Here is a 26,384-nt window from a genome sequence, read left to right on the forward strand (position 1 = left end):
AGAACAAGATGAGTGCTTCCACGGCAGCGCCGGCACGTGACCGGCTGCGTATTGCCATCCAGAAAAACGGCCGTCTGGCCGAGCCGGCGCGCAGCCTGCTGGCCGCCTGCGGGCTGAGCTGGCGGCAGAGCCGCGACAAATTGTTCTGCTATGGCGAATCGTTGCCGGTGGACTTGCTGCTGGTGCGCGATGACGACATCCCGGGCCTGATTGCTGATGGCGTCTGCGACCTGGGCATCGTGGGCCAGAACGAACTGGACGAGCAGGCGTCGTCGCGTCGTCGCGCTGGCTTGCCGGCTGCGTACCACGCTGTTCGCGGGGTCGGTTTCGGCCAATGCCGGCTGATGCTGGCAGTGCCGGAAGAATGGGACTGGCAGGGCATCCAGCAACTGGCAGGCAAGCGCATCGCCACCAGCTACCCGGCGATCCTGGCCGACTGGCTGGAGCGGCAGGGCATCGATGCGTCGGTGGTGGAATTGTCGGGTTCGGTGGAGATCGCCCCGCGCCTGGGCACTGCCGACCTGATCTGCGACCTGGTGTCCAGCGGCGCGACGTTGGCGGCCAACCAGCTCAAGCCGGTGGAGCTGGTGATGGAAAGCGAGGCCGTGCTGGCCGGCGCCGTACGCGAGCCGGCCGATGCGCGCGCCGCGTTGCTGGCGATGCTGCTGCGACGCATGGATGGTGTGCTCAAGTTGCGCGACAGCAAACTGCTGATGTTCCGTGCCGAACACGGAAACGTGGATGCGCTGCGTCGCCTGCTGCCCGATGCCGACCCGCTGGTACAGCTGCCAGACGATGGCAACGGCGCACTGCGGCTGCAGACCATGTGCCACGGCGCGGTGACCTGGCAACGGTTGGAAGAACTCGAACGCGCAGGTGCGCAAGGCTTGATGGTGCTGACAGTGGAGCGCTCGCTGGCATGAACATTCTCGATTGGTCCCAACTCGATAGCGCGTCGCGTACCGACGCCTTGACGCGCCCGGTGCAGACCGTGGCCACACAGACCCGCGACGCGGTCGCCAGCTTGATCAGCGATGTGCGTGCCCGTGGCGATGCAGCATTGCGCGAAATCACCGCGCGTTTCGATGGCGTGTCGCTGGACAGTTTTGCAGTGAGCGCGGCCGAATTCGCCGCCGCCGAGGCCGCCGTGGCGCCGGAGCTGCGTCAGGCAATGCAGGACGCCGTCGCGCGCATCGACACCTTCCACCGCGCCGGCATGAGCGAAGGTTATGCAGTGGAAACCGCACCAGGGGTGGTCTGCGAAAAGATCGTGCGGCCGATCGGGCGGGTGGGGTTGTACGTGCCGGCCGGCAGCGCGCCGTTGCCGTCGACCGCGTTGATGCTCGGCGTTCCCGCGCGTCTGGCCGGCTGTCGCGAGGTCGTGCTGTGCACGCCGCCGCGCAAGGATGGCAGCGTGGATCCGGCGGTGCTGGTGGCCGCGCAGCTCACCGGCGTGCGCCGCGTATTCAAGCTCGGCGGCGCGCAGGCGATTGCCGCGATGGCCTATGGCACCGAATCGGTACCGAGTTGCGACAAGTTGTTCGGGCCGGGCAATAGCTACGTCACTGAGGCCAAGCAGCAGGTGGCGCAATCCGGCGCGGCAGCGATCGACATGCCGGCCGGTCCGTCAGAAGTGCTGGTGATTGCCGATGCCGGCGCGCAACCCGCCTTTGTGGCTGCCGACCTGCTGTCGCAGGCCGAACATGGCCCGGATTCGCAGGTCTTGTTGTTGTCCGACAGCGATGCGTTGATTGCCGCCGTGCAAGTAGAGTTGGATGCGCAATTGGCGCAGCTGTCGCGTGCAGCTATTGCCCGTCAGGCGCTGGCGCAGTCGCGGCTGGTCAAGGTGCAATCGCTGGACGAGGCATTTGCGATTAGCAACCGCTATGCGCCGGAGCACTTGATTCTGGCGCTGCGCGAACCGCGCGCATGGTTGAACCAGGTGGAAGCGGCCGGCTCGGTATTTCTCGGCGACTACACGCCCGAAGCCTTGGGCGATTACTGCAGCGGCACCAACCACGTGTTGCCGACCAGCGGTGCGGCGCGCGCGTATAGCGGCGTGAGCGTGGCCAGCTTCCAGAACATGGTCAGCGTGCAGGCGGCGAGCAAGGCTGGCATCGATGGCATCGGCGAGTGCGCGTTGATTCTTGCGCGCGCCGAAGGCCTGGATGCGCATGCCAATGCGGTGGCGCTGCGCATGGGAGTGGCGGCATGAGCACGTCATCGATTCTTGAGTTGGTGCGCGAAGACCTGCGTGCGTTTGCCGGTTATTCGTCGGCGCGCACCAGCGCATTGCAGGGCGATGTCTGGCTCAACGCCAACGAATCGGCCTGGGGCAACCCGGCCGATCCCCACGGCAGCACGCGACGCTATCCCGACCCGCAACCCAAGGGCCTGCGCGCAGCGTTGGCAGAGTTGTATGCCTGCGCGCCCGAGCAACTGCTGATTGGCCGCGGCAGCGACGAAGCGATCGACCTGCTGGTGCGCGGTCTGTGCGTGCCCGAGCGCGATGCAGTGGTGGTGACGCCACCGGTATTTGGCATGTATGCGGTCTGCGCGCGCTTGCAGAATGCGCCGCTGGTCGAGGTGCCATTGGTCGATGGCAGCGATGGATTCCATGCAGACATCGCCGCCATCGTCGAAGCGGCACTGGCCTCGAAGGCGAAGCTGGTGTTTTTGTGCTCGCCCTCCAACCCGGCGGGCTCGGCGATTGCGTTGCAGGACATCGAAGTCGCATTGCAGGCGCTGCAGGGCAAAGCACTGGTGGTTGTGGACGAGGCCTACGGCGAATTTTCGGACGTGCCATCTGCGGTGACGCTGCTGAGCCGCTACGAGAATCTTGCCGTGCTGCGCACCTTGTCCAAAGCGCATGCGCTTGCCGCTGCACGCATTGGCTGCCTGATCGCCAATGCCGAGTTGATTGCCTTGTTGCGACGCTGCCAGGCCCCGTATCCAGTGCCCACGCCGTGCGCGGTGATGGCCGAGCAAGCGTTGTCTGCGCCGGCACTGGAGGTCACACGCCGGCGCATTGCCGAGGTGCGCAGCGAGCGTGAGCGCGTGCGCGTGGCATTGACGCAGCTTGCCGGCGTCCGCCAGGTGTATGCGTCGCAAGGTAACTTTTTGCTGGTGCGTTTCGAAGACGCCGAGGCTGCCTTCCAGGCGCTGTTGGAAGCCGGCGTGGTGGTACGCGATCAACGCGCGGTGCCGCGCCTGTCCGATGCATTGCGTATCACGCTGGGCACGGTCGAACAGAACCAACGCGTGCTTGGCGCGCTGCAGCGCAAGCAGGAGGCCGCATGACCCCGATTCTTTTTGTCGACCGCGATGGCACGCTGATCACCGAGCCGGCCGACTACCAGATCGACGCCTACGAGAAGCTGCGCTTTGTTGATAACGTAATTCCGGCCATGCTCAAGCTGCGCGATGCCGGCTATCAGTTCGTCATCGTCACCAATCAGGACGGTCTGGGCAGCGACAGCTATCCGCGCGCCGCATTCGATGGCCCCAACAACTTGATGCTGCAGATCTTCTCCAGCCAAGGCATCGAGTTCCGCGAAGTGCTGATCGACTGCAGCTGGCCGGCCGATAACGCGCCCACGCGCAAGCCTGGCGTTGGGCTGATGGTGCCTTACCTGCAAGACCGCAACATCGACTGGGCGCGCTCGGCAATGGTGGGCGACCGCCTCACCGATATCCAGTTTGCGCAGAACCTCAACATCCGCGGCTTCCAGCTACGCACCGACGAATTCGGCGGCGACTGGGATTGGCCGGGCATCGCGCACGAACTGGCAGATGCGCCACGGCGTGCGGTGGTTCAGCGTAATACCAAAGAAACCAAGATCCGTGTCGAGCTGAACCTGGATCGCGTCGCCGAGCCGCATACCGCCACCGGCCTGCCGTTCTTCGATCACATGCTGGAGCAGATCGGCAAGCACGGCGGCTTTGCGCTGGATATCCGCGCCGACGGCGACCTGCATATCGATGAGCACCACACCATCGAAGACACCGGCCTGGCGCTGGGTCAAGCACTGCGCGAAGCCCTGGGCAACAAGCGCGGAATTGGCCGGTATGGGTTCGATCCGGTTGAAAGCCCCTGGCTTGCGGCAGGCGAGGGCGCGCAACACGGGTTTACCTTGCCGATGGACGAAACCATCGCCAGCGCGGCGCTGGATTTCAGCGGCCGGCCGTACTTCGTGTTCGATGGCGACTTCAAGCGCGAACGCGTGGGCGATATGCCCACCGAGCTGGTCCCGCATTTCTTCCGTTCCATCTGCGATGCGTCCGGCTTGAACCTGCACCTGAGCGTGCGGGGAGAGAACGATCACCACAAGGTCGAGGCGTGCTTCAAGGCGCTTGCACGCGCCTTGCGCCAGGCGATCCGTCGCGAAGGCACGGCGCTGCCCTCGACCAAGGGCGCGCTATGACCGACCTTGCGCTGATCGACGCCGGTGGCGCCAATCTGGGCTCGGTGCGCTACGCATTGGAGCGGCTCGGCGTGGAAGCACGTCTGGTGCGCGATGCGGCCGGTTTGCAGGGCGCCGATCGGGTGATCCTGCCCGGCGTGGGCGCGGCACCGGAAGCGATGAAACGGCTGCACGCGCAAGGGTTGATCGAGCCGCTGCGCCAGTTGCAGGTGCCATTGATCGGCATCTGTCTGGGCATGCAGCTGCTGTTCGAGCGTTCCGAAGAAGGCGATGTGGAATGTTTGGGCCTGCTGTCGGGTGTGGTGCGCCACATGACGCCCGCGCTCGGCATCCGCGTGCCGCACATGGGCTGGAACCAATTGGTGCCGATGCGCGAGTCGGCTTTGCTGGCCGGCCTGCCCGAACGCGCCAGCGCCTATTTCGTGCATGGGTACGCAGCGCCAGTCACCCCGGACACGGTGGCCGCCTGCGATCACGGCGGCTTGTTCACTGCAGTGGTGCAGCAAGGCCTGCGCTGTGGCGCGCAGTTTCACCCGGAGCGCTCGGCCGAGACCGGTGCCCGCATCCTGCGCAATTTTCTTGAGATGAGCTTCCCATGAGTTTTACCGTTTACCCGGCGCTGGATATCCGCAACGGCCGCGTGGTGCGCTTGTTGCAGGGCGATTACGCGCGCGAAACCCAGTATGGCGACGATGTGCTGCCGCGCGCGCAGGCGTTTGCCGATGCCGGCGCACAGTGGATGCATCTGGTGGATCTGGATGCGGCCAAGGCCGGTGGCTACACATTGGCCAGCACGCTGGGCGAGATCGCGCGCGTCACCGGCTTGCAGGTGCAGACCGGCGGCGGCGTGCGTTCGCGCGACGATGTGGCGCGCATCCTCGACGCCGGTGCGGCGCGCGTGGTGATCGGCTCGCTGGCGGTGCGCGAGAGCGACACCGTGATTGCGTGGTTGCAGGAATTTGGTGCGGATCGTCTGACCATCGCACTGGACACGCGCCAGGATGCGGCGGGCGTGTGGCAGCTGCCGGTGCATGGCTGGACCGAAGCGGCCGAGGCCACGCTGGACCAATTGGCGGTGCGCTATGCGCAGGCCGGCTTGAAGCACCTGCTGTGCACCGACATCGCACGCGATGGCATGTTGTCCGGGCCGAACATGGATCTGTACGCGCATTTGCGGGCACTCACGCCGCAGCTGCAGGTGCAGGTCTCCGGCGGCGCGCGCAATCTTGCCGACGTCGCCGCGGCCAAGGCCTCAGGCTGCGCCGGCATCGTGCTGGGCAAGGCCTTGCTCGAAGGTCACCTGGATCTCAAGGACGCATTGGCATGTTGAGCCGTCGCATCATTCCCTGCCTGGACGTGCGCGACGGACGCGTGGTCAAGGGCGTCAAGTTTCGCGACCACATCGACATGGGCGATATCGTTGAACTCGCATTGCGTTATCGCGCGCAGGGCGCCGATGAGCTGGTGTTCTACGACATCGGCGCCAGCCCGGAAGGGCGCTCGGTCGATTACACCTGGGTCGAGCGTGTGGCGCGGCTGATCGACATTCCGTTTTGCGTTGCCGGCGGCATCCGCGATGTCGAGACTGCGCGTGCGGTGTTGCACGCCGGTGCCGACAAGATTTCGATCAACTCGCCTGCACTCGGCCGCCCGCAGCTGATTTCCGAACTGGCCGATGCCTTTGGCGTGCAATGCGTTGTGGTCGGTATCGATTCCATTCGTGAAGAAGACGGCCAGTGGCGGGTACGTCGCTACACCGGCGATCCGAGCAAGACCCAGGCGCTGCCGATGCGCACGCTGGATTGGGTGGCCGAAGCGCAGCGTCTGGGCGCCGGTGAGATCGTGCTCAATTGCATGGACAACGACGGCGTGCGGCGCGGCTACGATATCGCGCAGTTGCGCCAGGTGCGTGCGCTGTGTCGGGTGCCGTTGATCGCGTCCGGTGGTGCCGGCGAACTGCAGCACTTTGCCGACGTGTTCGACCAGGCCGATGTGGACGGCGCCCTGGCTGCCAGTGTGTTTCATAGCGGCGCGATTCCGATTCCGGAACTCAAGCAATTTTTGCGCGCGCAACAGATCGAGGTACGTGATGGGCAGTGACACCGTGGCAACCTACGACGCGCTGCAGGCGCTGGACTGGAGCAAGGGCGATGGTTTGTTGCCGGTCGTCGTGCAGGACGCCGACAACCTGCGCGTGCTGATGCTGGGCTACATGAATGCCGAGGCGTTGGCAGTGACGCAGCAGCGCGGCGAAGTCACCTTCTTCAGCCGCAGCAAGCAGCGTTTGTGGACCAAGGGCGAGAGCTCGGGCAACGTGTTACGCGTGGTCTCGATCAAAGCCGACTGCGACGCCGATACGTTGCTGGTGTTGGCGCGTCCGCACGGTCCCACCTGCCATCTGGGTCGCACCAGTTGTTTTCCGAGCGCGCCGGGTCAATTCCTCGGTAGCCTGGATGCATTGATCGCCACGCGCGAGCGCGAGCGGCCGCATGGCAGTTACACCACCCAGCTGTTCGAGCAAGGCATCCGCCGCATCGCGCAGAAGGTGGGCGAGGAGGGCGTGGAAACCGCCCTGGCCGGCGTGGTGCAGGGCGATGCGGAGTTGCTCGGTGAATCGGCCGACCTGCTGTACCACCTGATCGTGCTGCTGCGCGCACGCGGCCTGGGTCTGGGCGATGCAGTGGCATTGTTGGAGTCGCGGCACAAATAAAGCGATTGGTAGGAGCGCACCCGGGCGCGACGCGTTACCGATAAGGCCCCCATTGCGCCCGGGTGCGCTCCTACGACGTGGTGTGGTGTGCCCATCTCGTTCACGTGGCCGCAGAACAGGTACACGTCCCGCCGGTCTTTGCGTAGGAGCGCACCTGGGCGCAATGGGGGCGTTACCGGTAAAGCCCCGTCGCGCCCAGGTGCGCTCCTACGATGCGATGCGGTGCGATGTGGTTTGCACGCCTACGCCGTCCACGTTGCCTCGGCGGGTACAATTTCCGCTGGTCTTTTGGCGGGAACACGCATGCAGCTTCGCTTCGCTCTTCTAGCCTTGGGTGTGCTCGCCGGCAGCGCGTATGCACGCGATGTGGTGGTCGATGGCATCGTGTACGAAGAGCGCGACGGGCGTGCCGGTCGCAGTGCCGATGAGTCCGGTGTTGCCGATGTGGCGGTGTCCAACGGCACGCAGATCGTGCGTACCGATGCACAAGGTCGCTATCGTCTGCCGGTGCGCGAGGGGCAGACGGTGTTCGTGATCAAACCAGGCGATCGTAATTTTGTGCCCGCCGCTGATGGCTTGCCCGGGTTCTGGCGGCACTACGCGCCGCGCGGTTCGATCAAGCGCAAGTATCTAGGCATCGCCGCGACCGGTCGCAAGATGCATGACTGGAATTTCGCGCTGACGCCACGCACGCAGGCGGCGGGCAGCGGGTTCGACATGCTGGTGTTTGCCGACACCCAGACCGCCAGCCTCACTGATGTGGGCTATTACCAGCGCGATATCGTGGCGCCGCTGGTCGGCAAGACCGCCGCCCGGCTCGGCACCACCTTGGGCGACATCGTCAGCGACGATCTGAGCCTGTATCCGGCTTTGAACAAGGTCACCACGCAGCTCGGCGTGCCGTGGTTCCATGTGCCCGGCAATCACGATCTGAATTTTGATGCCGGCGATGATCTGCAGTCGCTCGACAGCTGGCGTGCGGTGTACGGGCCAGACACCTACGCGGTAGAAGAAGCCAACGCCAGCTTCGTGTTTCTGGATGATGTGATCTATACGCCCGGCGGCAAGCCGGCGTATGTGGGCGGTCTGCGCGAAGACCAGTTCGTGTTTCTGCAGAACTATCTGGCGCAGCTGCCGCGTGAGCGCCTGCTGGTGCTGGGCATGCATATCCCATTGTTCGATGCAGCCCCGGGGCAGGAGACCTTCCGGCATGCTGACCGTAGCCGCCTGTTCGCGCTACTAAAGGATTTCCCGCATGTGCTGGTGCTCAGCGGGCATAGCCACACGCAGCGGCAGGTGGAGCATGGCGCGGACGAAGGCTGGCAGGGCGCGCGTCCGTTGCACGAATACAACGTTGGCGCGGCCTGCGGTGCGTTCTGGTCCGGCGTCAAGGATGCCGACGGCATTCCCGCTGCGACGATGAGCGACGGCACGCCCAACGGTTATGCGGTGCTGAAGGTCGCTCCCAGCGGCGACTACACCCTGGCCTATCACGCCGCGCGCGTGGCCGACGATGCGCAGCTGTCGCTGTCTGCGCCCAAGGTGCTACGGCAGGGTGCGTATGCGGCCTGGGGCGTGTACGCCAATGTGTTCATGGGGCAGGACAGCACCGTGGTGGAGTCGCGCATCGATGCTGGGCCGTGGCAGACGATGAAGCGCGTCGAGCGTGCGGACCCAGTGCTGCTTGCGGAAAATGCGCGCGACGATGCAGCGACGGAACTGCGTGGGTACGACCGCTCGCCCGAAGCCACGCCATCGACGCATCTGTGGCGCAGCGCGTTGCCGACCACGCTTGGCGTTGGCGAACATGTCGTCGAGGTGCGCGCTACTTTGCCGACCGGGCAATACAGCGCACGCACGGTGTATCGCTTGCAGCACGCCGATCCTTGAGCAGATGCGCGCGTGCAAGGCGGCGAGAGGCGGTGCGGTAACGCCCGTCGCGCCCAAGGACGCTCCTGCGGCATCGCTGGGGGACTCGGTATCGAGCCCCACAAACGCAAACGCCTCCACAAAGGAGGCGTCTTGAGATCCGGGCTGGCAGGCGAAAGCGCGCTGGCGAAGATCGGTGCTGGCTGGCGGAGTGCTGGCTGGCTGCGCGAGTGTAGCGATGCGCAGACATTGCTGGCGAAATGAGAATTAGTCTCAGCGCGTCGGCTTTATCGCGATGATGCGGGTGTCGGGCGAGTCGGTGCGTTGCGTCGCGACGCAGGCGATGCTGGCGTCGCCGCTCCCGCCGTATCGGCTGCCGGTTCGGCGTCAGCCTCGCTCTGCGCTTCGGCGTCCATATCGGCGTTGGGCTCGTCCTCCAGCGGCGGATACGGATAGGCAACAGCTGGGCCGAGGTGCAGCCCGGCGCGCCAGCGCGCCAGTACCGGCGCAATGCGCCGGCCCAACGATTGTTGCGGCAATGACGGCAACTCGCCGTCCTGTTTCTCGCGCGTGGTGATCGCGGTCTTGGCGATCTCGAAGGCGGCCAGCGGATCGTCGCTGCGGTTCATCGCATCGATCAGCCAGGCTTGGCCGAAGTAGGTGGCATTGGACGTGTTGCCACAGCCGAACGATGGCCGATCGGCACGTGCCGCGGTCAGGACTAGCGTGTCCGGCGAGCGCAGCGCCGGAATGAAGCCGCCCGAATAGCAGGCCGACAGCACGATGATGCGATTGTCGATACCGGCATCGTCCAGCGCCTTGCGCAGATCCTGCGGGCTGATGAAGTCTTCTTCGTTCTGATCCACCTGCACATACAGCGTGTGGTCTTCGGTACCGTGGGTGGTGACGAACAGCAGCAGCGCATCTTCCTTGCGATCCATGCGCTTGCCGATCGCAGCGAGCGTGTCGTAGAGATTGTCGTAGGTCGCCAACGGTGCGTACGGCTGCTCGCCCAGATTGTCCGGGTTGTTGACCAGCGTGACCACGCGGCCGCGCGCGTCGAAGCGTTGTTCGAACAATTGCTTGAGGTACAGCGTTTCGTTACGAAACACGTCGTCGCTGGCATCGCCGGCAAAGCCGACGACATACAGATCGGTGACGCCGGGGCGTTGCGGCTGCACGGCGGCCAGCGCTTTTTTCAGCGCGGCCTGGTCGACCGGGTCCACCTGCGCCGCGTCGTCCGCGGTCTGTGCCGGCAACGCCGCGCCCGCATCGGGATGACAGCCGGCAACCAGCAAGACCACGGCGAGCAGCACCAGCATCCGGCGCATCAACGCGTGCGACACCAAGCGTGATTGGAGCGATGGGAGCAACGCCGATGCCTCGATGATGCGTGGAATGGGATGTGTGGAGCGGTCGATCGAACGTTGCATCTGGCGACTGCGACTGCCCTCAGACAGATGCGGCGACTGCTCAAGCCGGCAGGAGCGCGGCGTAGATCAGAACGCATCACCCAGCCTTGCAAGCCGCTGCGCATCGTCTTCCGACCCGTTGTTGGCGCATGCATCAGCTGGCGAACCAGTTACTCCACTGACGCATACACTAGTTGGCAAGCGGTTGCGCCAAGCCAGCCTGCTTATGTGGCTTCAACACGACTGTGCCGCTTGCAAGATGTGCCCTCCTGCGACCGCAATCAGTCGTCGTACAAGGGCCAATTCGTCACATGACGCTTCGGTCCAGGTGCCTGTAGGTCCTACGTGCAACGCATCACATACGGCGTTCTTGCAACCTCACCGGCCGCCGCACCGCGACAGCCGATGTCTCCGCGAACCTGCCGGCTCAAAACACCAGCTGCGAAAAACTTTCCACGCGCAGGTGGCTGCCCACATCCTCGGCCGAGCGTGGCGTTGGATAGTCTTCGCGGCGGTCCAGCAGCGCGGTGCGCATGCCGGTTCGCTTGGCGGCGTCGAGTTCTTCGATCACGTCCGACAAGAACAGGATCTCCGTTGCAGGCTTGCCGATGCGCTCGATAATGCGGCGATAACTGGCACTTTCACGCTTGGGGCCAAGCTCGGTATCGAACCAGTCGGTGATCAAACCACTCAGGTCGCCAGCATCGCTATGCGCGAAGAACAGCTTCTGCGCCGGTACCGAGCCGGACGAATACACGTACAGCGGAATGCCCTGCGCGTGCCAGGCCTGCAGCTGGATCGCCGCATCCGCATAGATGTGCGCGGTGAAGTCGGCGGTCTTGTAGCCGTCGCCCCAGATCAGGCCTTGCAAGGCCTTGAGCGCGGTGTGCTTGCGGTCCTCGTCGATCCAGGTCTGCAGCGTGGTGATCAACACCTCGTCCGGCACGTCTTCTCCGATCTCGTCGGCCACCTGGTTGAGCCAGTGACGCACCTGCGGGTGATTGCCGTGCTCGCGTACGTAGGCGGGCATGGCACGGCGTGCATACGGAAACAGTACGTCCTTGACGAACGAAATGCTGCTGGTCGTACCTTCGATATCGGTGAGGATCGCTTGCGGTCGTGTCATCGTCAGCTGGCCTTGTGAGGTGTCTCGGGGGCGTAGCGGGGGAATTGTTTGGCGATTTCGGTGCCGGTGAAATGTCCGACCCAGCCGTCCGGCTCGGTGAAGAAGCGGATCGCCACAAAATGCGGCTCCGGCCCCATGTCGAACCAGTGCAAGGTGCCATCGGGCACCGCGATCAGGTCGTCCTTGACGCACTCGATCTCGTAGACCTTGGCATCCACGTGCAGCGTGAACAAGCCCGAGCCGGCGACGAAGAAACGCACCTCGTCTTCCTTGTGAAAGTGTTCGTCCAGGAACTTGGCGCGCATTTCTTCGCGCTTGGGGTTATCCGGCGCGATGCTCACCACGTCCACGGTCTTGAAGCCGCGCTCGCTGCTGATGCGGTCGATGTCGGCGCGGTAGGCGGCCATCACCTGTTCGGGCGTGGCGCCCGGTTCGACCGCCTGGCTGGCAGCCCAGCGCTCGAAGGTGACGCCGATCTTGACCAGCTCGGCAGCGATCGCATCGCCGTCGCGGCTGTCGAATTCCGGAGTGGTCGGGTTGGTGTCGGCAAAGATACGCAGTCGGCTCATGGCGGTCTGGCTCACGAATGGGGGACGGACAACACTCAGCGCGGGCCGCGCAGTTTCAGCAGTTCGAGTTCGCAATGCAGCAGGAATTCGAACGCTTCCAGATGGCGGCGTGCCTCGGCCATGTTGCGGCCCCAGGCATACAGACCGTGTCCTTCGATGAGATACCCCCACATGCTCTGTTTGTCCAGCAAGGCCTCGACCTGCGCGGCCAGCACCTGCATGTCCTGAGTGTTGGCAAACACCGGCACGTCCATCGCGGTGTCGTGGGTGGTATTGCCTTCGAACGCCTTGAGCAATTCGTAGCCTTCCAGACGGATCGCGCCGCTCCCGGCATACAGGCGGGACGCAATCGTCTGCACTGGCGAATGCGTATGCAGCACGCAGCCGATCTCCGGGAAGCGGCGATACAGCTGCGTATGCAGCAAGGTTTCGGCGGATGGACGCAGCGGACGGCCAACGGCCTGGCCATCGAAGTCCACCACCATGATGTCTTCTTCGACCAGGCGGCCCTTGTCGCGGCCGGAGACAGTGATCGCGGCGTGCTGTTCGTCCAGACGATGAGAAAAATTGCTGCTGGTGGCGGGCGTCCAGCCGGCCTGGGCCAGCTCGCGGATGTTGCCGATCAGCAACTGCGCCAGCTCGTGCAAACGTGCGGCGCTATAGGGCAGGGGGGCAGTGGTCGCATTCATACGGCTATTCTACTGCCCCACCAGATTACGGTCAGGTGCAGCGCAGCAGGGTGTTCGACCTGCCACGCCCGGATTCCGCACACGCGCAGGGTCAGCGGCTGTCGCGCAGACGGCTGTGGCGATAGCCGTAGCCGAAATAGACCACCAACCCCACCAAGGTCCATAGACCCATCAGCATCCAGTTGTGCAAGGTCATTGCCGACAGCAAGGCCAGGCAGCTCAGCACACCGGCGCTGCAGATCAGCCACGCGGCCGGCATGCGGAACGGACGCGGCAGTTCCGGATGCGTGCGGCGCAGGATCAATACACCGGCGCACACGGCAGCGAAGGCGATCAGCGTGCCCATCGAGGTCAGCTCGCCCAGTACATCCAGCGGGAAGATGGCAGCCAGTAGTGCGATGCCCACACCGGTGATGACGGTATTGATATGCGGCGTGCGGTACTTGGGATGGATGCGGGTAAAGATCGCCGGCAGCAGGCCGTCGCGCGCGATGATCATGAAGATGCGTGGCTGCCCGATGATCATCACCAGCACCACCGACGACAACCCGATCAGCGCGCCCACTTCCACCACCACCCGCAACCAGGCCAGCTGCGGATGCGCGGCCACCGCCGTCACTACCGGCTCGTCGGTGCCCAGCTGGGTGAACGGCACCAGGCCAGTCATCACCGCGGCCATGGCGATGTAGAGCACGGTGCAGATCACCAGCGACAGCATCATGCCGATCGGCAGGTCGCGCTGCGGACGGTGCGATTCCTGCGCGGCCACCGACACCGCCTCGAAGCCGATATAGGCGAAGAACACCATCGCCGCACCGCGCAGCACGCCCTCCATGCCGTACTTGCCCGGTGCTTCGTTGGCGGGGATGAAGGGATGCCAGTTGGCCGGGTCCACGTATTTCCAGCCCGCCGCGATGACCAAAATGATCAGCCCGGTCTTGAGGATCACCATCGCCATGTTCATCGCCGACGACTTGCGGATGCCGACATAGCACAGCCAGGTCAGCAACAAGACAATGCCAGCGGCCGGCAGATTGGCGATTGCGCCGGTGCGTTGCAGCTTGCCGTCTAGCGGTGCGCTGACCAGGGAGGCGGGTAAATGGATGCCGAAGTGTTCCAGCAGGCTGAGGAAGTAGCCGGTCCAGCTGACCGCCACCGCCGAGGCGGAGACGCCGTATTCCAGCACCAGCATCCAGCCGATGAACCAGGCCGCCAGCTCGCCGAAGGTGGCGTAGGTATAGGTGTAGGCGCTGCCGGACACCGGCACCATGGCCGCAAATTCGGCGTAGGCCATGGCGCAGAACGCGCAGCAGATCGCTGCGAGCACGAACGACAGCACGATCGCCGGGCCGGCATGGTCGGCCGCGGCCTGGCCGGTGATCACGAAGATGCCGCCGCCGATCACCGCGCCGATGCCCAGGGCGGTCAGCCCCCAAGGACCGAGCGCGCGTTGAAGGCCCAGCCCGTCGGCCGCCTCATGGCTGGCGTGCGGGTGTTTGGTGGCCCAAAGTTGTTTGAACATGGAGCGGTTCCTGTTGAATCCCTGCGCGTGACGGTGCGTGCTTGTGCGGGATGTGCGGGCTGTTGCGAGGGACTCGCGTTGTCAAATCCCCGCACACGGATGTGCGGGCTGTTGCGAGGGACTCGCAATCAAGCCTTGCGGGCCAGACGGCTATGGTGGATGCCATAGCCGAAATAGATGAACAGGCCAATCACGGTCCAGCCCACGAACACCTTCCAGTGTTCCTGGAAGGCCTGGAAGAACAGGAACAGGCAGGCCAATGCGCCCAGCGGGCAGATCACCATCGCCAGCGGCACCCGGAACGGGCGCTCCAGCTCGGGCTTGGTGAAGCGCAGTACCATCACCCCGGCGCACACGGTGGCGAAGGCGAGCAGGGTGCCCATCGACACCAGTTCGCCCAGCACATTCAACGGAATCACCCCGGCCAGCAGCGCCGCGACCACGCCGACGAAGATGGTGCCGACGTAGGGCGTGTGGAATTTCGGGTGCACCTTGCCGAACAGCTTGGGCATCAATCCATCCTTGGCCATGGTGTAGAAGATGCGCGGCTGCGCCATCAGCATCACCAATACCACCGAGGACAGGCCGGCGATCGCGCCGATCTCAACCGCGGTCTTGAGCCAGCTCAATTGCGGGTGCGCTTCCAGCGCGGTCGCCACCGGCTTGGCGGTGCCAAGCTGGGTATAGGGCAGCAATCCGGTCAATACCGCACAGACGATGATGTAAATAACCGTGCAGACCGCCAGCGACACCAGGATGCCGATCGGCATGTTTTTCTGCGGGTCCTTGGTCTCGCCGGCGGAGGTGGAGACCGCGTCGAAACCGATGTAGGAGAAGAACACGATGGACGCCGCGCGGAACACCCCATCCCAGCCGAACTGGCCCGGACCGGTGTTTTCCGGGATGAAGGGGTGCCAGTTCGCCGGGTCGATGTAGGCGATGCCGAAGCCGACGAACAGGCAGATCACCACGACCTTGATCGCCACCACGATCGCGTTGGCGAACGCTGATTGGGTGACGCCCACGTAGCACAGCATGCTCACCGCGGCGACGATCAACACCGCCGGCAGGTTGACGATGTTGCCGGAGCTGACAAAGCCATGACCGTCCCAGGCCAATGGCGCACCCGCAAGTTCTGCCGGGAACGGCAATCCGAGCGTGCCGGTCAGGAAGCTGATGAGGTAGGCGGACCAACCGACCGCGACGCTGGAACCGGCAAACAGGTATTCCAGCACCAGGCACCAGCCGATGAACCAGGCGATGCCTTCGCCGAGGGTGGCGTACGAGTAGGAGTACGCGCTTCCCGAGACCGGCATCATCGCCGCGAACTCGGCGTAGCACAGGCCGGCGAAGGCGCAGGCGATACCGGCGAAGACGAACGACAACATCACTGCGGGGCCGGCGTGATTGGCCGCGGCCTGGCCGGTCAACACGAAGATACCGGCGCCGATCACTGCGCCGATGCCGAGCATGATCAGATGCTTGGCGGTGAGGGTCCGTTGTAGCGTCGCTTCGCCCTGCAGGCTGCCGTCGGCCGGTTCGCCCGCATCCACATGTCCAGCGGGCTCGATCGGTTTGACCCTCAACAGAGACTTCAGCATTCGGTACATCCCTAAGTGGCAGAACGAAGGCGCGCGCGCCTGGGCAAAGGTGTGCGCCGCATCCCAATGGGACAGGCAAGCGGCCTACCTTGCCAAAGCTACACGCTCACGACAAGCGCGTACGCAGCATGAATGGCGATAATGGTTGCTGATCCATGCGCAACCGAGAACGACAGATGGTGGATGCATCCCTGCGGCAGCAACTGGCTGCCTACCGCGCACGTTGGCCGGACGAGGCCGAGGTGGCCGACCAGTTCGTGCAGCTGCTGGACGATGCCACCGATCCGTTCGTGCGCGAGCGTGTCGAAGGTCATTTCACCGGCTCGGCCTGGGTGGTCAGCGCCGACGGCAGCCGCACGCTGCTGACCCACCACCGTAAGTTGCAGCGCTGGCTGCAGCTGGGCGGCCACGCCGACGGCGACCGCGATCTGGCGCAGGTGGCGTTGCGCGAAGCCGAAGAAGAATCCGGGCTGACCGGTTTGCGGCTGGCAGATGTCGAGCTGTTCGACCTGGACCGCCACTGGATCCCCGCGCGCGGCGAGGTGGCGGGGCACTGGCATTTCGACGCGCGTTACGTGGTGGTCGCAGGCGCGGACGAAGCGTTCGAAGTCAGCGAAGAGTCGCTGGCGCTGGCGTGGCGCCCGCTTGCCGAGCTGCTGGCCGAGCCAGAGCTAGATCCGTCGATGCGGCGTATGGCCGAGAAGTGGGTGGCCCGAGGCGTGTGATGGGTGCTCAAGGAGTGCGCCCTCATCCGCCCTGCGGGCACCTTCTCCCGCAGGCGGGAGAAGGAATCAAGCGCGGGAGAAGGGATCAGGTGGGAGAAGGGAGCAAACGCGCGAGAAGGCAGCAAGTTGCAGAAGGCAGCAAGCGGGAGAAGGGGCAGGTGGAGAAGGGGACAGGTGGAGAAGGATGACCTGCACTCCCTTCTCCCGCCTGCGGGAGAAGGTGGCGCAAAGCGCCGGATGAGGGAGGCTCCTGCACCAACACCTCAATACAAAATCCGCGTCCGCAATGTCCCTTCGATCAAGGCCAGGCCTTCCTTCAGCGCGGTGGCCTGCGCTTCGCTGGCGCTGACGTCGATCACCACGTAGCCGACCTTGGCATCGGTACGCAGGAACTGGCCGTCGATGTTGACGTTGTGGCGCGAGAACAACTCGTTGATCTTGGACAGCACGCCCGGCACGTTGCGGTGGATATGCAGCAATCGCAGGCTGTCGGGGTGCTCGGGCAGCGTCACTTCCGGGAAATTCACCGCCGACAAGGTGCTGCCGTTATCGCTGTAGCGCACCAGCTTGGCGGCCACTTCGATGCCGATATTGTCCTGCGCTTCCAGCGTGCTGCCGCCCACATGCGGGGTCAGGATCACGTTGTCGTGCGCGATCAACGGCGATTCGAATGCATCGCCATTGCCCTTGGGCTCGACCGGGAACACGTCCACCGCCGCGCCGCCGATCTGGCCCGAGGTAAGTGCCGCATCCAGCGCGTCGATGTCGATCACGGTGCCGCGCGAGGCGTTGATCAGATGCGCGCCAGGCTTCATGCGGGCGATTTCTGCCGCGCCGATCATGTCCTTGGTGGATGGCGTCTCCGGCACGTGCAGCGTCACCACGTCCGAGCGCGCCAGCAGGTCGTCCAGATCGATCGCCGCACGGGCGTTGCCCAGCGACAGCTTGGTTTCGATGTCGTGGAAGATCACCTGCATCCCTAAGGATTCGGCCAGCACGCCAACCTGGGTGCCGATGTGCCCGTAGCCGACGATGCCCAGCACCTTGCCGCGCGTTTCGTGGCTGCCAGCGGCCGATTTGGACCAGCCGCCGCGATGGCATTCGGCATTTTTCTGCGGGATGCCGCGCAGCAGCAGGATCGCCTCGGCGATCACCAGCTCGGCCACGCTGCGGGTGTTGGAGTAGGGCGCGTTGAACACCGGAATGCCGGCCAGCTCGGCCGCATCCAGGTCGACCTGATTGGTGCCTATACAGAAGCAGCCCACCGCCATCAGCCGCTTGGCATGCGCCAGCACCTCGGCGCTCAACTGCGTACGCGAGCGGATGCCCACGATGTGCGCGTCGGCAATGCGCGCGATGAGCTCGTCTTCGGGCAACGACTTGGCGTGCAATTCGATCTGCGAATAACCGGCGGCGCGGAACACATCCACGGCGGTCGGGCTGATGCCTTCCAGCAACAGGACGCGGATGTCCTGCTTGGGAAACGAGGTTCTCTTCGGCGACATGGGGGAGCGCATTGCAGCAATCGGGTCGGCAACTATGCCAGATGAGGTGCCGAATTGGGCGCTCGCCATGCATGGGTTGCACGCGGCAATCCCTTGCGCTGCAACGGTTTCAGCTGAATCCAACGCAGCGCAAGCGCACCACGGCGCAACTGGACGAGGCCGGCGCGCACTGGCACGCTGTGCGGTTCCTACTGCCGCGCCGTGCCCCATGACCGATCCCCGCATTCTTTCGTTGCAACAGGCCGTGCCGGCATTGCGTTTGAAGACCGAGCCGGCCGACCTGGAGCATTACGGCCGCGACTGGACCCGGCGCTGGACGCCCAACCCGCTGGCCATTGCACTGCCAGGCTCGGTCGAAGAAGTGCAGGCCGTGGTGCAATGGGCGAATGCGCAAGGCGTGGCGGTGGTGCCATCGGGCGGCCGTACCGGGTTGTCCGGTGGCGCGGTGGCCGCCAACGGCGAGCTGGTGCTCAGCCTGGAACGCTTGAACAAGCCGCTGGACTTCAACGCGGTGGATCGCACGCTCACCGTGCAGGCCGGCATGCCGCTGGAAGCAGTGCACAACGCCGCGCGCGATCATGGTCTGGTGTACCCGGTGGATTTCGCCGCACGCGGGTCCTGCTCGATCGGCGGCAACATCGCCACCAATGCCGGTGGCATTCGCGTGATCCGCTATGGCAACACGCGCGAATGGGTGGCCGGTTTGAAAGTGGTCACCGGTGGCGGCGAGTTGCTCGAGCTCAACAATGCGTTGGTGAAAAATTCCAGCGGCTACGATTTCCGTCATCTGATGATCGGTTCCGAAGGCACGCTCGGCATCGTGGTCGAAGCGACGCTGCGGCTGACCGACCCGCCGCCGCCGAGCAATGTGATGCTGCTGGCACTGCCCTCGTTCGAGGTATTGATGCAGGTGTTTGCCGCGTTTCGCGCGCAGCTGCGTCTGGAAGCGTTCGAGTTCTTCACCGACCGCGCGCTGGAGCACGTGCTCGCGCACGGCGCGCAGGCACCGTTTGCCGAGGTCCACCCGTATTACGTGGTCACCGAGTTCGCGGCCGGCGATGCAGCGCAGGAAGCTGCCGCGATGGCTGCGTTTGAAACCTGCATGGAGCAGGGCTGGGTCAGTGACGGGGTGATCAGCCAGAGTGATGCGCAGGCCGCGCAACTGTGGCGGCTGCGCGAGGGCATCACCGAAGCGGTGGCGCGGTATACCCCGTACAAGAACGACGTGTCGGTGCGCATCTCGGCAATGCCGGCGTTTTTGGCCGAAACCCAGGCACTGCTTGGCGAGGCGTATCCGCACTTCGACGTGGTGTGGTTCGGTCATATCGGCGACGGCAACCTGCATATCAACGTGCTCAAGCCCGACGACACCAGCCAGGCTGATTTTGTGACGGCCTGCGATCAGGTCACCAAGGTGCTGGCGCACGCGTTGCAGCGCTTTGGCGGCAGCATTTCCGCCGAACACGGCATTGGCCTGGTCAAGAAGCCGTACCTGGGGAGCACGCGCTCTGCCGCAGAAATCGCGCTGATGCGCGGCGTCAAACATGTGCTGGATCCTCAGCTTTTGCTGAATCCCGGCAAGCTGTTCGACATGGACAACGTGCCCGGCGCGGCGCCTGCCGGGTAGTCTCTTCATCACCTCACATGGAATCGACACGCTGATGATGCGCTCTCTGGTGTTTTGTGCTTTGACCCTGCTGCCGCTGGCAGCCGCCGCATCCAGTCTTGCGGGTACTTCGGCCGGTGCATCGTCTGCCGGTTCGTCCAACAGCAGTAGTTCCGGCGACGACAAGGTGGTTGCCGACGCACGCGAAGATGCGGCCGGCTTTGTCGCCAGCGATGGCGCCATTCGCGGCGCGCGTCTGGAAGCGGCGTTGCTGCAATTGCGCAGTCGCAGCGATGCGGCGCGTGTGTCCAGCGATCTGGAATTGGCTCAGTCCATCCTGGCGCAGTGAATCGTCGTCGCCGGTGCGCATGGCTGTGGCTGGCCGCAGCGATCGCACCGGCGGCGCAAGCGCAATCGCAGCTTTCGCCTCAGCTGCAGGTGACGGTTGTCGCATCGGAGTTGACTCCGTCAGAGCGCGCTGCCAGCCAGGCGCTGGTGCAGCAAGTCTTACAGCGCTTGCCGCAGGGCTGGGTAGCGCGCGACGCGGCGCCCATTCAATTGCAGTGGCGCCGCGATCTGCCGGCGCAGGTGCACGGCCGCGCGATTGGCAATCGCATCCTGCTCGATCAGACGCTGTTGGATGCCTGGAGCATGCAGTCTGCCGGCGCACGCTCCGACATCGGCGCACCCGCTACGCGGGCGGCGATGGCAGCGGTGGTGCACGAATTGGCACATGTGCGCGACCGTGGCACCGGCAGCAGCTTGTCGCGCGACCCACGCCTGCGCGATCTTGCCGGCTGGCAGGTGCGTCCCTGGCGGATCGGACGCGGCGCAAACCGCTTCAGCGACCGTAGTCCCGATGCGTACGAGCGACATAGCCCGGCCGAATTCGTTGCGGTCAATCTCGAGCACTACGTGCTGGATGCGGACTATGCCTGCCGCCGTCCCGCGCTGGCGGCATGGTTTTCCGAGCGGCTAGGGCCGTCGCAGAATGCGGCAGCATGCGCGCCGACCTTGCCGTATCTGCAGGCCGACAACGATGCCGGTGCGATGTCGCTGCTGACGCTGGATCCATCGCGGGTTTATGCGGTGGACTATCTGCTTGCCGAAGGCAACGAGCAGCCGATGAGTCGCTGGGGCCATAGCATGTTGCGGCTGGTGATCTGCGCGCCTGGTCGCGTGCCGGGGCCGGCGTGCCGGCTGGATCTGCAGTATCACCGCGTGCTGTCGTTTCGGGCATTCGTTGGCGATGTGCAGATCTCCAGCTGGCGCGGGCTGACAGGCTCTTATCCGTCGCGGCTGTTCGTGCTGCCGTTAAACCAGGTCATCGACGAATACACCAAAGTGGAACTGCGTTCCCTGTCGTCGGTGCCGCTGGCGCTGAGCCCGGATGAGATCGCCGCTTTGCTGACGCGCGCCGCGCAGGTGCACTGGAGCTACGACGGGCGCTATTACTTCATCAGCAACAACTGCGCGGTGGAAACCTACAAGTTGTTGCACGACGGCGTGCCGCGTCTGGCCGCAGCCGGCCTGTCGTCGATCACTCCGCGTGGCGTGCGCCAGCGCCTGCAGCGTGCCGGCGTTGCCGATCTGCGTGTGCTGGACGACCGCGCGCAGGCCACACGTCAGGGCTATTACTTCGAATCGGCGGCCGCGCATTATCAGGCCATGTTCGACGTGCTTCGACGCGGTATCCCGGTGCCACAGACGAGTGTGGCGCAATGGCTGGATGCCGCGCCTGGTGCACGCGCGCAGTGGTTCGACCGCGGCGGCTTACGCGAAACCGCAGCGGCATTGCTGCTGGAACAAGCCGCGTTACGGCGTCAGGAACTGGTGGCGCGCGATGCGCTCAAGCGCCTGTTGCGGCCCGGCATTGCCGAGCGTGCAGCAGTGCAGGAGCAGCTGCAGAGCCTATTCGCCCGGCAGGCGCAGCTCAGTCACCCGGCGGCGCTTCTCGATGACTCCGATCTCGATGGCCCCGGCTACGGACTGCCGCAGGCCGACGAGCAGCAACGTGTGAGCGCGCAGGTCGCCCAGGCGAGCAGCGGCCTGGCCGATGGGTGGAGGCAATTGCAGGCCCTGGGCCGACAGCAGTTGCCGGCCGAGTTGCGCGACGGTCTGGAGCAGGGCGAGGCGAACGTGGAAAGACTGCGTGCACGACTGCGGGTGCTTGCACAGCCGGTGCAGGCAGCTGCGTCGGTGCCGGTGCCGGCGCAGCAGGCGCTTGGCGAGCAGTAACGTTGGCGTCTGCGTCGGTTGGTGATGGCGCTGCAGACGTTGTGCAAGTGCTGCCGAGAACCGAACAGGCTTGCGACTAGATGGCGCTTCTAGACGGTGCGAGCGATTCGTTGCCGACGACCGCGCGCGTAGCGTTCCCGCGCAAAAAACAGCGAAAAATACGCGCTATTCAGCATGTTTCATCGCGGAAGAACGGCTTGATGCCATCGAGTGCGCAGCAAACCGGTACATCTCTCGCACGCACTGCTCAAGTTGCCGGCTGCAACTCCGCCTGGGTGGCGTATTGCCGCAACCACTGGCTCACCTGCGCATCGTTGCGGTACCGCTGCATCAGCTTGGCAAGGCGTGCCGGTGCGGGTGTGCAGAATTGCGCAATCGCCACTTCGATTTCGTGGCGACGGTCGGCATCGTAGGGCTCTTCGCCGGCGAAGTGTTCGCAGGTGTCGTAGTCCTCCACCAGCTTGCGCACATCCTCCGGCATGCCGCACAGGCCTGCCGGATGTTGCAGCCATTCGTCTTCCACCTTGGGATCGGTGCAGGCGACCGCAGCGGAGGCCGGCGCAGGAGCCGGTTCCGTGGTGCAGGCAGCCAGCAGCCCCAACGTCAGGGCAACGGCCAGACGACGCATCAGTCGGCGCGTCCGGCAAATTCGCCGGTGGTGGTGTTGACCAGCACGCGCTCACCGTTGGTGATGTACTCGGGCACCATGATTTCCATGCCGGTGTTGAGCTTGGCCGGTTTGGGACGCTTGGTGGCGGTGCCGCCCTTGAGCTCCGGCGGCGTCTCGATCACTTCCAGCGTCACCGTCTGCGGCAGCTGCACCGCCACCGGCTGGTCGTCGATCACCTGCACATAGATGCCAGTCAGACCATCGGTGATGTAGCCGGCGTCGGTGCCGATCACATCGGCGTCCAGGGTGTAGGGCGTGAAGTCTTCGTCGTCCATAAACACGAACGCTTCGCCATCCTTGTACGAAAACGTGGACAGGCGACGCAGCAGTTCCACTTCGGGCAGATTGTCGTCGGCATCGAAACTGGCATCGGTTTTTACGCCGCCCGGCACGCTGTACATGATGAAGCGGAAGCGCACGTTGCCGCCGCGCCCCTGCGGCGAGCTGCGCTCGATGTCGCGAATCTGGTAAATGCCGCCGTTGTATTCGACGACGTTGCCTTTCTTGATGTCGTTAGCTTTCATGGGAATCGTGAGTAGGGAATGGGGAATTGGAAAAGCCGGTAGCGGGGTGCTGAGAGTAGGGCGCCATTGCGATTCCCCATTCTCGATTCCCCATTCCCGGCCTACTTGGGCGCCAACCGCACGCCGCCGTCCAGGCGAATCGTTTCGCCGTTGAGGTAGCGGTTGCGCAGGATGAAGGCGACGGTGTCGGCGTATTCGTCGGGCTGGCCCAGGCGCGACGGGAACGGGATGGAGGCGGACAGCGATTGCTGCACGGCCTCGGGCATGCCGTCGACCATCGGGGTCCAGAACACGCCCGGTGCAATCGTCATCACGCGGATGCCGAAGCGCGCCAGTTCGCGCGCCATCGGCAGGGTCATGCTGACCACGCCGCCCTTGCTGGCGGCATAGGCCGCCTGGCCGATCTGACCTTCATAGGCGGCCACCGAGGCGGTGTTGATGATCACCCCGCGCTCGCCATCGTCGCCGGCAGCGTTGTGCTGCATCACATCGGCCGCGGCCTTGGCGACATTGAAGCTGCCGACCAGGTTGACCAGCACGGTGGTGCGGAAGGTCGCCAGCGGCATCGGCGCCTCCTTGCCCAGCACACGGCCGGCACCGAGGATGCCGGCGCAATTCACCGCGAGATTCAGCCCGCCCAGCGCTTGCGCGGCCTGCGCGATATTGGCGGCAACCTGCGCTTCGTCGGTGACATCGGTGGCGAAGTAATGCGCGTTGCCGGCACCCAGCAAGGCCAGCGCCGTATCGGCCTTGTCGGCATTGACGTCGAACAACGCGACCTTGCCGCCGTCGGCCACGATGCGCTGCGCCACTGCCAGGCCCAGGCCGGACACGCCACCGGTGATGATGGCGCAGGTTTCAGCTGGCTTCATAGCTATTGTCCCTCCCAGGAGAACGCGCATTCTAGCCGAGTGCGACGCGCTCTCGCTTAGCGGTCTCGCTTAGCAGTGACAGGAGGCACGAGTGGGCTAGCTACCACGTGCGGCAGCGATGAAAGCGGGGTCGCTGACGAGCGCTCCGATCAGCTTCTGCACTGTCGTGCCGTAGTTGTCGGCCGCTGCCGCGATTGCCACAGCGCCAATGAAAGAGGCTTCCCACTGATGTTCGACGGAGAGCTCCCGCTCGTAGACCACGATTCCATCACGCACGAGCACGAAGCGGGCGCCGATCTGGGCACGCCCGATCCTGACGCCGGCCGCGTTGACGGTGTTCTTGGTCAGCGTCCCGCGCAGCTCCAGGGCGCTGTTCGCCGATAACGCCTTGGCTGTACCCAATTCCTCGATCAATGCATCGCGCAGATAGCTCGCATAAGTTCCGTCGCCGCCACTTTTGAGTGGATTGCCACGCAAGCTCAGGGAGTGGTTTTCCACGCCAGCGGCTGCCTCGAACTTGCCCACGCTGACGGAGATCGGTTGGCGAAGCAGCGCTGCGCTGTTGTCGATACCGGGCTGATATTTGGGGGCCTGCAGGGAAGCGCATGCTGGTAGCAGCATGCACAGCACCGCCAGAAGGAGACATCGCGTTACACCGTTCAAGCGCCGGAATCCACGAAAGCGCCTTGCGCGGCAAGTTGCTTCAGCGCATTGAGCACGAGCTGATCGACCACCACATTCGCGGCCTCGGCAGGTGTCTTGGCGGGCAATCCTGCCGGGCCTGCCTTGTTGCCGACCGTGGTGTGGAGTGCGTGCTTCACAGTGGTCTGCGTGGTCTTGCCTGCGCGCGTGTAGACAGCGGTGCAGATGTAGCCATCGGTGACCAGACTGCCAGCCAGACCAAACGTTAGACCTGTGCCAAATCCTTTTGCCGCCGCGTTGTCGGTGAGCGGAACATTGTCGATCACCAGTCGCAATTGCCCGGCACCGGGTGCGTTGCCGCCGATCTGCCCAAACTGATGCGACTGCGCCATTGCGGCGATCACTCGGCTGCGCATTTCTTCGGTGGCACGCGCGTTAGCGTTGCCCTTGGTACGGAACTCGAACAGCACAAGGACTGGGTCCGGTGAACTGGGCGCCGTGAACTGACTTTGCGTGACAACCGGCAAGCCGGGGTCGACATACGACTTCACGGTGATGCATGCGCTCAAAGAGGCGCACAAGAGCAATGCCAGTGCCGCACGCAATGCGCGCAGTCCAGTGTTACGACACATATCGATGTCCCCCGAAGAAGCGCACCCGGTCATTCGGGTGGCGCCGCTTTTATGCGGCATCCATCACGAAAAGTAAAGATGATGTGACGAAGTGTGCAGGCTACGCGGCCGCTAGCGCCTTGCCGACCTTGCTGCCGGTGTCGCGGCCCAGTAGCTGCGCCAGCCAGCGGCCAGTGTGGGCGAGGGCAGGCAGGTCGATCCCGGTCGAGATGCCCAAGCCGTGCAACAGATACACCACGTCTTCGCTGGCGACATTGCCGCTGGCGCCCTTGGCGTACGGGCAACCGCCGGCGCCGGACACCGCCGCGTCTACCACGCGCACGCCTTGTTCCAGGCAGGCGGCGATATTGGCCAGCGCCTGCCCATAGGTGTCGTGGAAATGCACAGCTAGTGCGTGCATCGGCACCACCTCAGCCACCGCGGCCAGCATCTGGCGCGCCTTGCGCGGGGTGCCGACGCCGATGGTGTCGCCCAGCGAAATTTCGTAGCAGCCCAGCGCGTACAGCCGCTGCGCGACGTCCACCACGTCGGCCACTGGCACCTCGCCTTGATACGGGCAACCCAGCACCGTGGAGACGTAGCCGCGCACGCGCACGCCGTCGCTGGCAGCCTGTGCAAGGATCGGCCGGAACCGCTCGATCGATTCGTCGATACCGGCATTGGTATTGGTGCGGTTGAAGGCCTCCGACGCTGCGGTGAAGACCGCCACTTCCTGCGCGCCGGCCGCCTGCGCCCGCGTATAGCCCTGCAGGTTCGGCACCAGCACCGGATAGGCGATGCCTGGCGCCTGGGTGATGCCGGCGAAGACCTCGGCTGCGTCGGCCAGCTGCGGTACCCAGCGCGGGCTCACGAAGCTGGTCGCCTCGATGGTGCGCAGGCCGGTGGCCGACAACCGATCGATCAATGCGATCTTGTCGGCAGTGGCGATCGGTTGCGCCTCGTTCTGCAGCCCATCGCGCGGGCCGACTTCGACAATGCGGACGAAGTCGCTCATGCCCGAACCCCGCTGCCTGCAGTAGTGCGAACAGCGACCAACACCACACCGCGC

26 protein-coding genes are annotated in these 26,384 nt (G+C 64.7%); 13 read left to right on the forward strand and 13 right to left on the reverse strand.

Annotated features, from left to right (window positions below; genetic code table 11):
* Positions 1-8: 8 nt before the first annotated feature.
* From hisG to ABQU90_RS16300, 9 genes are all read left to right on the forward strand, one after another.
* Positions 9-923, forward strand: coding sequence for an ATP phosphoribosyltransferase (hisG, locus tag ABQU90_RS16260; RefSeq protein ID WP_323523070.1), 915 nt, complete (start codon positions 9-11; stop codon positions 921-923).
* Positions 920-2,215, forward strand: a complete 1,296-nt coding sequence (gene hisD / locus ABQU90_RS16265; protein WP_323523069.1) for a histidinol dehydrogenase — start codon at positions 920-922, stop codon at positions 2,213-2,215. The genes hisG and hisD overlap by 4 nt, the downstream gene beginning before the upstream one ends.
* Positions 2,212-3,300 carry a histidinol-phosphate transaminase gene (hisC, locus tag ABQU90_RS16270; RefSeq protein ID WP_323523068.1) on the forward strand — a complete coding sequence of 363 codons (1,089 nt, stop codon included), beginning with the start codon at positions 2,212-2,214 and terminating at the stop codon, positions 3,298-3,300. The genes hisD and hisC overlap by 4 nt, the downstream gene beginning before the upstream one ends.
* Positions 3,297-4,424 (forward strand): bifunctional histidinol-phosphatase/imidazoleglycerol-phosphate dehydratase HisB, encoded by a 1,128-nt coding sequence (gene hisB / locus ABQU90_RS16275; protein ID WP_323523067.1) that lies wholly within the window; start codon positions 3,297-3,299, stop codon positions 4,422-4,424. The genes hisC and hisB overlap by 4 nt, the downstream gene beginning before the upstream one ends.
* On the forward strand, positions 4,421-5,023 hold the full coding sequence (gene hisH, locus ABQU90_RS16280; RefSeq protein ID WP_323523066.1) for an imidazole glycerol phosphate synthase subunit HisH: 603 nt from the start codon (positions 4,421-4,423) through the stop codon (positions 5,021-5,023). The genes hisB and hisH overlap by 4 nt, the downstream gene beginning before the upstream one ends.
* A complete protein-coding gene (gene hisA, locus ABQU90_RS16285; protein ID WP_323523065.1) occupies positions 5,020-5,754 on the forward strand; it encodes a 1-(5-phosphoribosyl)-5-[(5-phosphoribosylamino)methylideneamino]imidazole-4-carboxamide isomerase in 735 nt (244 codons plus the stop codon). Before hisH ends, hisA begins: the two co-directional genes overlap by 4 nt.
* Complete coding sequence (hisF, locus tag ABQU90_RS16290) at positions 5,748-6,524, forward strand: imidazole glycerol phosphate synthase subunit HisF (RefSeq protein ID WP_055846413.1); 777 nt, start codon at positions 5,748-5,750, stop codon at positions 6,522-6,524. The genes hisA and hisF overlap by 7 nt, the downstream gene beginning before the upstream one ends.
* A complete protein-coding gene (gene hisIE / locus ABQU90_RS16295) occupies positions 6,514-7,134 on the forward strand; it encodes a bifunctional phosphoribosyl-AMP cyclohydrolase/phosphoribosyl-ATP diphosphatase HisIE (RefSeq protein ID WP_323523064.1) in 621 nt (206 codons plus the stop codon). Before hisF ends, hisIE begins: the two co-directional genes overlap by 11 nt.
* A 303-nt stretch (positions 7,135-7,437) precedes the next feature.
* Positions 7,438-9,024, forward strand: a complete 1,587-nt coding sequence (locus ABQU90_RS16300; protein WP_323523063.1) for a calcineurin-like phosphoesterase C-terminal domain-containing protein — start codon at positions 7,438-7,440, stop codon at positions 9,022-9,024.
* A gap of 266 nt (positions 9,025-9,290) precedes the next feature.
* On the opposite strand, the gene ABQU90_RS16305 is transcribed toward ABQU90_RS16300, so the two are convergent.
* The 6 genes from ABQU90_RS16305 to ABQU90_RS16330 form a co-directional block, all read right to left on the reverse strand.
* Complete coding sequence (locus tag ABQU90_RS16305) at positions 9,291-10,334, reverse strand: C13 family peptidase (RefSeq protein WP_323523062.1); 1,044 nt, start codon at positions 10,332-10,334, stop codon at positions 9,291-9,293.
* Between the two features lie 508 nt (positions 10,335-10,842).
* Positions 10,843-11,541, reverse strand: a complete 699-nt coding sequence (mtnC, locus tag ABQU90_RS16310) for an acireductone synthase (RefSeq protein ID WP_055846422.1) — start codon at positions 11,539-11,541, stop codon at positions 10,843-10,845.
* Positions 11,542-11,543: 2 nt separating this feature from the next.
* Positions 11,544-12,110, reverse strand: a complete 567-nt coding sequence (locus ABQU90_RS16315) for a 1,2-dihydroxy-3-keto-5-methylthiopentene dioxygenase (protein ID WP_323523061.1) — start codon at positions 12,108-12,110, stop codon at positions 11,544-11,546.
* 35 nt (positions 12,111-12,145) lie between these two features.
* Positions 12,146-12,799, reverse strand: coding sequence for a methylthioribulose 1-phosphate dehydratase (locus ABQU90_RS16320; RefSeq protein WP_055846428.1), 654 nt, complete (start codon positions 12,797-12,799; stop codon positions 12,146-12,148).
* Positions 12,800-12,890: 91 nt separating this feature from the next.
* A complete protein-coding gene (locus tag ABQU90_RS16325; RefSeq protein WP_055846430.1) occupies positions 12,891-14,321 on the reverse strand; it encodes an amino acid permease in 1,431 nt (476 codons plus the stop codon).
* Positions 14,322-14,449: 128 nt separating this feature from the next.
* Positions 14,450-15,922, reverse strand: a complete 1,473-nt coding sequence (locus ABQU90_RS16330) for an amino acid permease (protein WP_323523060.1) — start codon at positions 15,920-15,922, stop codon at positions 14,450-14,452.
* Positions 15,923-16,098: 176 nt separating this feature from the next.
* Between ABQU90_RS16330 and ABQU90_RS16335 the strand changes: the two genes are divergently transcribed.
* Entirely contained in the window at positions 16,099-16,647 is a 549-nt protein-coding gene (locus ABQU90_RS16335) for an NUDIX hydrolase (protein ID WP_323523081.1), read from the forward strand.
* Between the two features lie 263 nt (positions 16,648-16,910).
* Here ABQU90_RS16335 and serA read toward each other — a convergent pair whose 3' ends face one another.
* Positions 16,911-18,152, reverse strand: coding sequence for a phosphoglycerate dehydrogenase (serA, locus tag ABQU90_RS16340; protein ID WP_055846438.1), 1,242 nt, complete (start codon positions 18,150-18,152; stop codon positions 16,911-16,913).
* A 208-nt stretch (positions 18,153-18,360) separates the two neighbouring features.
* Between serA and ABQU90_RS16345 the strand changes: the two genes are divergently transcribed.
* The 3 genes from ABQU90_RS16345 to ABQU90_RS16355 are packed head-to-tail and all read left to right on the forward strand — an operon-like array spanning position 18,361 to position 21,996.
* Complete coding sequence (locus ABQU90_RS16345; protein WP_115561918.1) at positions 18,361-19,779, forward strand: D-2-hydroxyglutarate dehydrogenase; 1,419 nt, start codon at positions 18,361-18,363, stop codon at positions 19,777-19,779.
* Positions 19,780-19,813: 34 nt separating this feature from the next.
* Positions 19,814-20,107 (forward strand): DUF2388 domain-containing protein, encoded by a 294-nt coding sequence (locus ABQU90_RS16350; protein WP_011036997.1) that lies wholly within the window; start codon positions 19,814-19,816, stop codon positions 20,105-20,107.
* The gene (locus ABQU90_RS16355) at positions 20,104-21,996 is read left to right on the forward strand and encodes a DUF7844 domain-containing protein (RefSeq protein WP_323523059.1); all 1,893 of its coding nucleotides are present in this window, start codon (positions 20,104-20,106) and stop codon (positions 21,994-21,996) included. The genes ABQU90_RS16350 and ABQU90_RS16355 overlap by 4 nt, the downstream gene beginning before the upstream one ends.
* 247 nt (positions 21,997-22,243) lie before the next feature.
* Here the strand turns inward: ABQU90_RS16355 and ABQU90_RS16360 are convergent, their stop codons facing one another.
* The 6 genes from ABQU90_RS16360 to ABQU90_RS16385 all read right to left on the reverse strand — a co-directional run bounded on the left by ABQU90_RS16360 (position 22,244) and on the right by ABQU90_RS16385 (position 26,330).
* Positions 22,244-22,624: a hypothetical protein gene (locus ABQU90_RS16360; protein ID WP_323523058.1), complete on the reverse strand. Its 381-nt coding sequence runs from the start codon at positions 22,622-22,624 to the stop codon at positions 22,244-22,246.
* Positions 22,624-23,190, reverse strand: a complete 567-nt coding sequence (gene yeiP, locus ABQU90_RS16365; RefSeq protein ID WP_104615458.1) for an elongation factor P-like protein YeiP — start codon at positions 23,188-23,190, stop codon at positions 22,624-22,626. The genes ABQU90_RS16360 and yeiP overlap by 1 nt, the downstream gene beginning before the upstream one ends.
* Before the next feature lie 101 nt (positions 23,191-23,291).
* Positions 23,292-24,062: an SDR family oxidoreductase gene (locus ABQU90_RS16370; RefSeq protein ID WP_323523057.1), complete on the reverse strand. Its 771-nt coding sequence runs from the start codon at positions 24,060-24,062 to the stop codon at positions 23,292-23,294.
* A gap of 96 nt (positions 24,063-24,158) precedes the next feature.
* Entirely contained in the window at positions 24,159-24,683 is a 525-nt protein-coding gene (locus ABQU90_RS16375; protein WP_323523056.1) for a hypothetical protein, read from the reverse strand.
* A 38-nt stretch (positions 24,684-24,721) separates the two neighbouring features.
* Positions 24,722-25,309, reverse strand: a complete 588-nt coding sequence (locus tag ABQU90_RS16380) for a hypothetical protein (protein WP_323523055.1) — start codon at positions 25,307-25,309, stop codon at positions 24,722-24,724.
* A gap of 127 nt (positions 25,310-25,436) precedes the next feature.
* Positions 25,437-26,330, reverse strand: coding sequence for a hydroxymethylglutaryl-CoA lyase (locus ABQU90_RS16385; protein WP_323523054.1), 894 nt, complete (start codon positions 26,328-26,330; stop codon positions 25,437-25,439).
* Positions 26,331-26,384: the final 54 nt, after the last annotated feature.

This window comes from Xanthomonas sp. WHRI 10207 (assembly GCF_040202975.1).
Taxonomy (GTDB): Bacteria; Pseudomonadota; Gammaproteobacteria; order Xanthomonadales; family Xanthomonadaceae; genus Xanthomonas.

Coding starts and splice junctions, on each gene's coding strand:
- hisG (WP_323523070.1), top strand. CDS start 9: ATGAGTGCTTCCACGGCAGCGCCGGCACGTGACCGGCTGCGTATTGCC.
- hisD (WP_323523069.1), top strand. CDS start 920: ATGAACATTCTCGATTGGTCCCAACTCGATAGCGCGTCGCGTACCGAC.
- hisC (WP_323523068.1), top strand. CDS start 2,212: ATGAGCACGTCATCGATTCTTGAGTTGGTGCGCGAAGACCTGCGTGCG.
- hisB (WP_323523067.1), top strand. CDS start 3,297: ATGACCCCGATTCTTTTTGTCGACCGCGATGGCACGCTGATCACCGAG.
- hisH (WP_323523066.1), top strand. CDS start 4,421: ATGACCGACCTTGCGCTGATCGACGCCGGTGGCGCCAATCTGGGCTCG.
- hisA (WP_323523065.1), top strand. CDS start 5,020: ATGAGTTTTACCGTTTACCCGGCGCTGGATATCCGCAACGGCCGCGTG.
- hisF (WP_055846413.1), top strand. CDS start 5,748: ATGTTGAGCCGTCGCATCATTCCCTGCCTGGACGTGCGCGACGGACGC.
- hisIE (WP_323523064.1), top strand. CDS start 6,514: ATGGGCAGTGACACCGTGGCAACCTACGACGCGCTGCAGGCGCTGGAC.
- ABQU90_RS16300 (WP_323523063.1), top strand. CDS start 7,438: ATGCAGCTTCGCTTCGCTCTTCTAGCCTTGGGTGTGCTCGCCGGCAGC.
- ABQU90_RS16305 (WP_323523062.1), bottom strand. CDS start 10,334: ATGCGCCGGATGCTGGTGCTGCTCGCCGTGGTCTTGCTGGTTGCCGGC.
- mtnC (WP_055846422.1), bottom strand. CDS start 11,541: ATGACACGACCGCAAGCGATCCTCACCGATATCGAAGGTACGACCAGC.
- ABQU90_RS16315 (WP_323523061.1), bottom strand. CDS start 12,110: ATGAGCCGACTGCGTATCTTTGCCGACACCAACCCGACCACTCCGGAA.
- ABQU90_RS16320 (WP_055846428.1), bottom strand. CDS start 12,799: ATGAATGCGACCACTGCCCCCCTGCCCTATAGCGCCGCACGTTTGCAC.
- ABQU90_RS16325 (WP_055846430.1), bottom strand. CDS start 14,321: ATGTTCAAACAACTTTGGGCCACCAAACACCCGCACGCCAGCCATGAG.
- ABQU90_RS16330 (WP_323523060.1), bottom strand. CDS start 15,922: ATGCTGAAGTCTCTGTTGAGGGTCAAACCGATCGAGCCCGCTGGACAT.
- ABQU90_RS16335 (WP_323523081.1), top strand. CDS start 16,099: ATGGTGGATGCATCCCTGCGGCAGCAACTGGCTGCCTACCGCGCACGT.
- serA (WP_055846438.1), bottom strand. CDS start 18,152: ATGTCGCCGAAGAGAACCTCGTTTCCCAAGCAGGACATCCGCGTCCTG.
- ABQU90_RS16345 (WP_115561918.1), top strand. CDS start 18,361: ATGACCGATCCCCGCATTCTTTCGTTGCAACAGGCCGTGCCGGCATTG.
- ABQU90_RS16350 (WP_011036997.1), top strand. CDS start 19,814: ATGATGCGCTCTCTGGTGTTTTGTGCTTTGACCCTGCTGCCGCTGGCA.
- ABQU90_RS16360 (WP_323523058.1), bottom strand. CDS start 22,624: ATGCGTCGTCTGGCCGTTGCCCTGACGTTGGGGCTGCTGGCTGCCTGC.
- yeiP (WP_104615458.1), bottom strand. CDS start 23,190: ATGAAAGCTAACGACATCAAGAAAGGCAACGTCGTCGAATACAACGGC.
- ABQU90_RS16370 (WP_323523057.1), bottom strand. CDS start 24,062: ATGAAGCCAGCTGAAACCTGCGCCATCATCACCGGTGGCGTGTCCGGC.
- ABQU90_RS16375 (WP_323523056.1), bottom strand. CDS start 24,683: ATGCTGCTACCAGCATGCGCTTCCCTGCAGGCCCCCAAATATCAGCCC.
- ABQU90_RS16385 (WP_323523054.1), bottom strand. CDS start 26,330: ATGAGCGACTTCGTCCGCATTGTCGAAGTCGGCCCGCGCGATGGGCTG.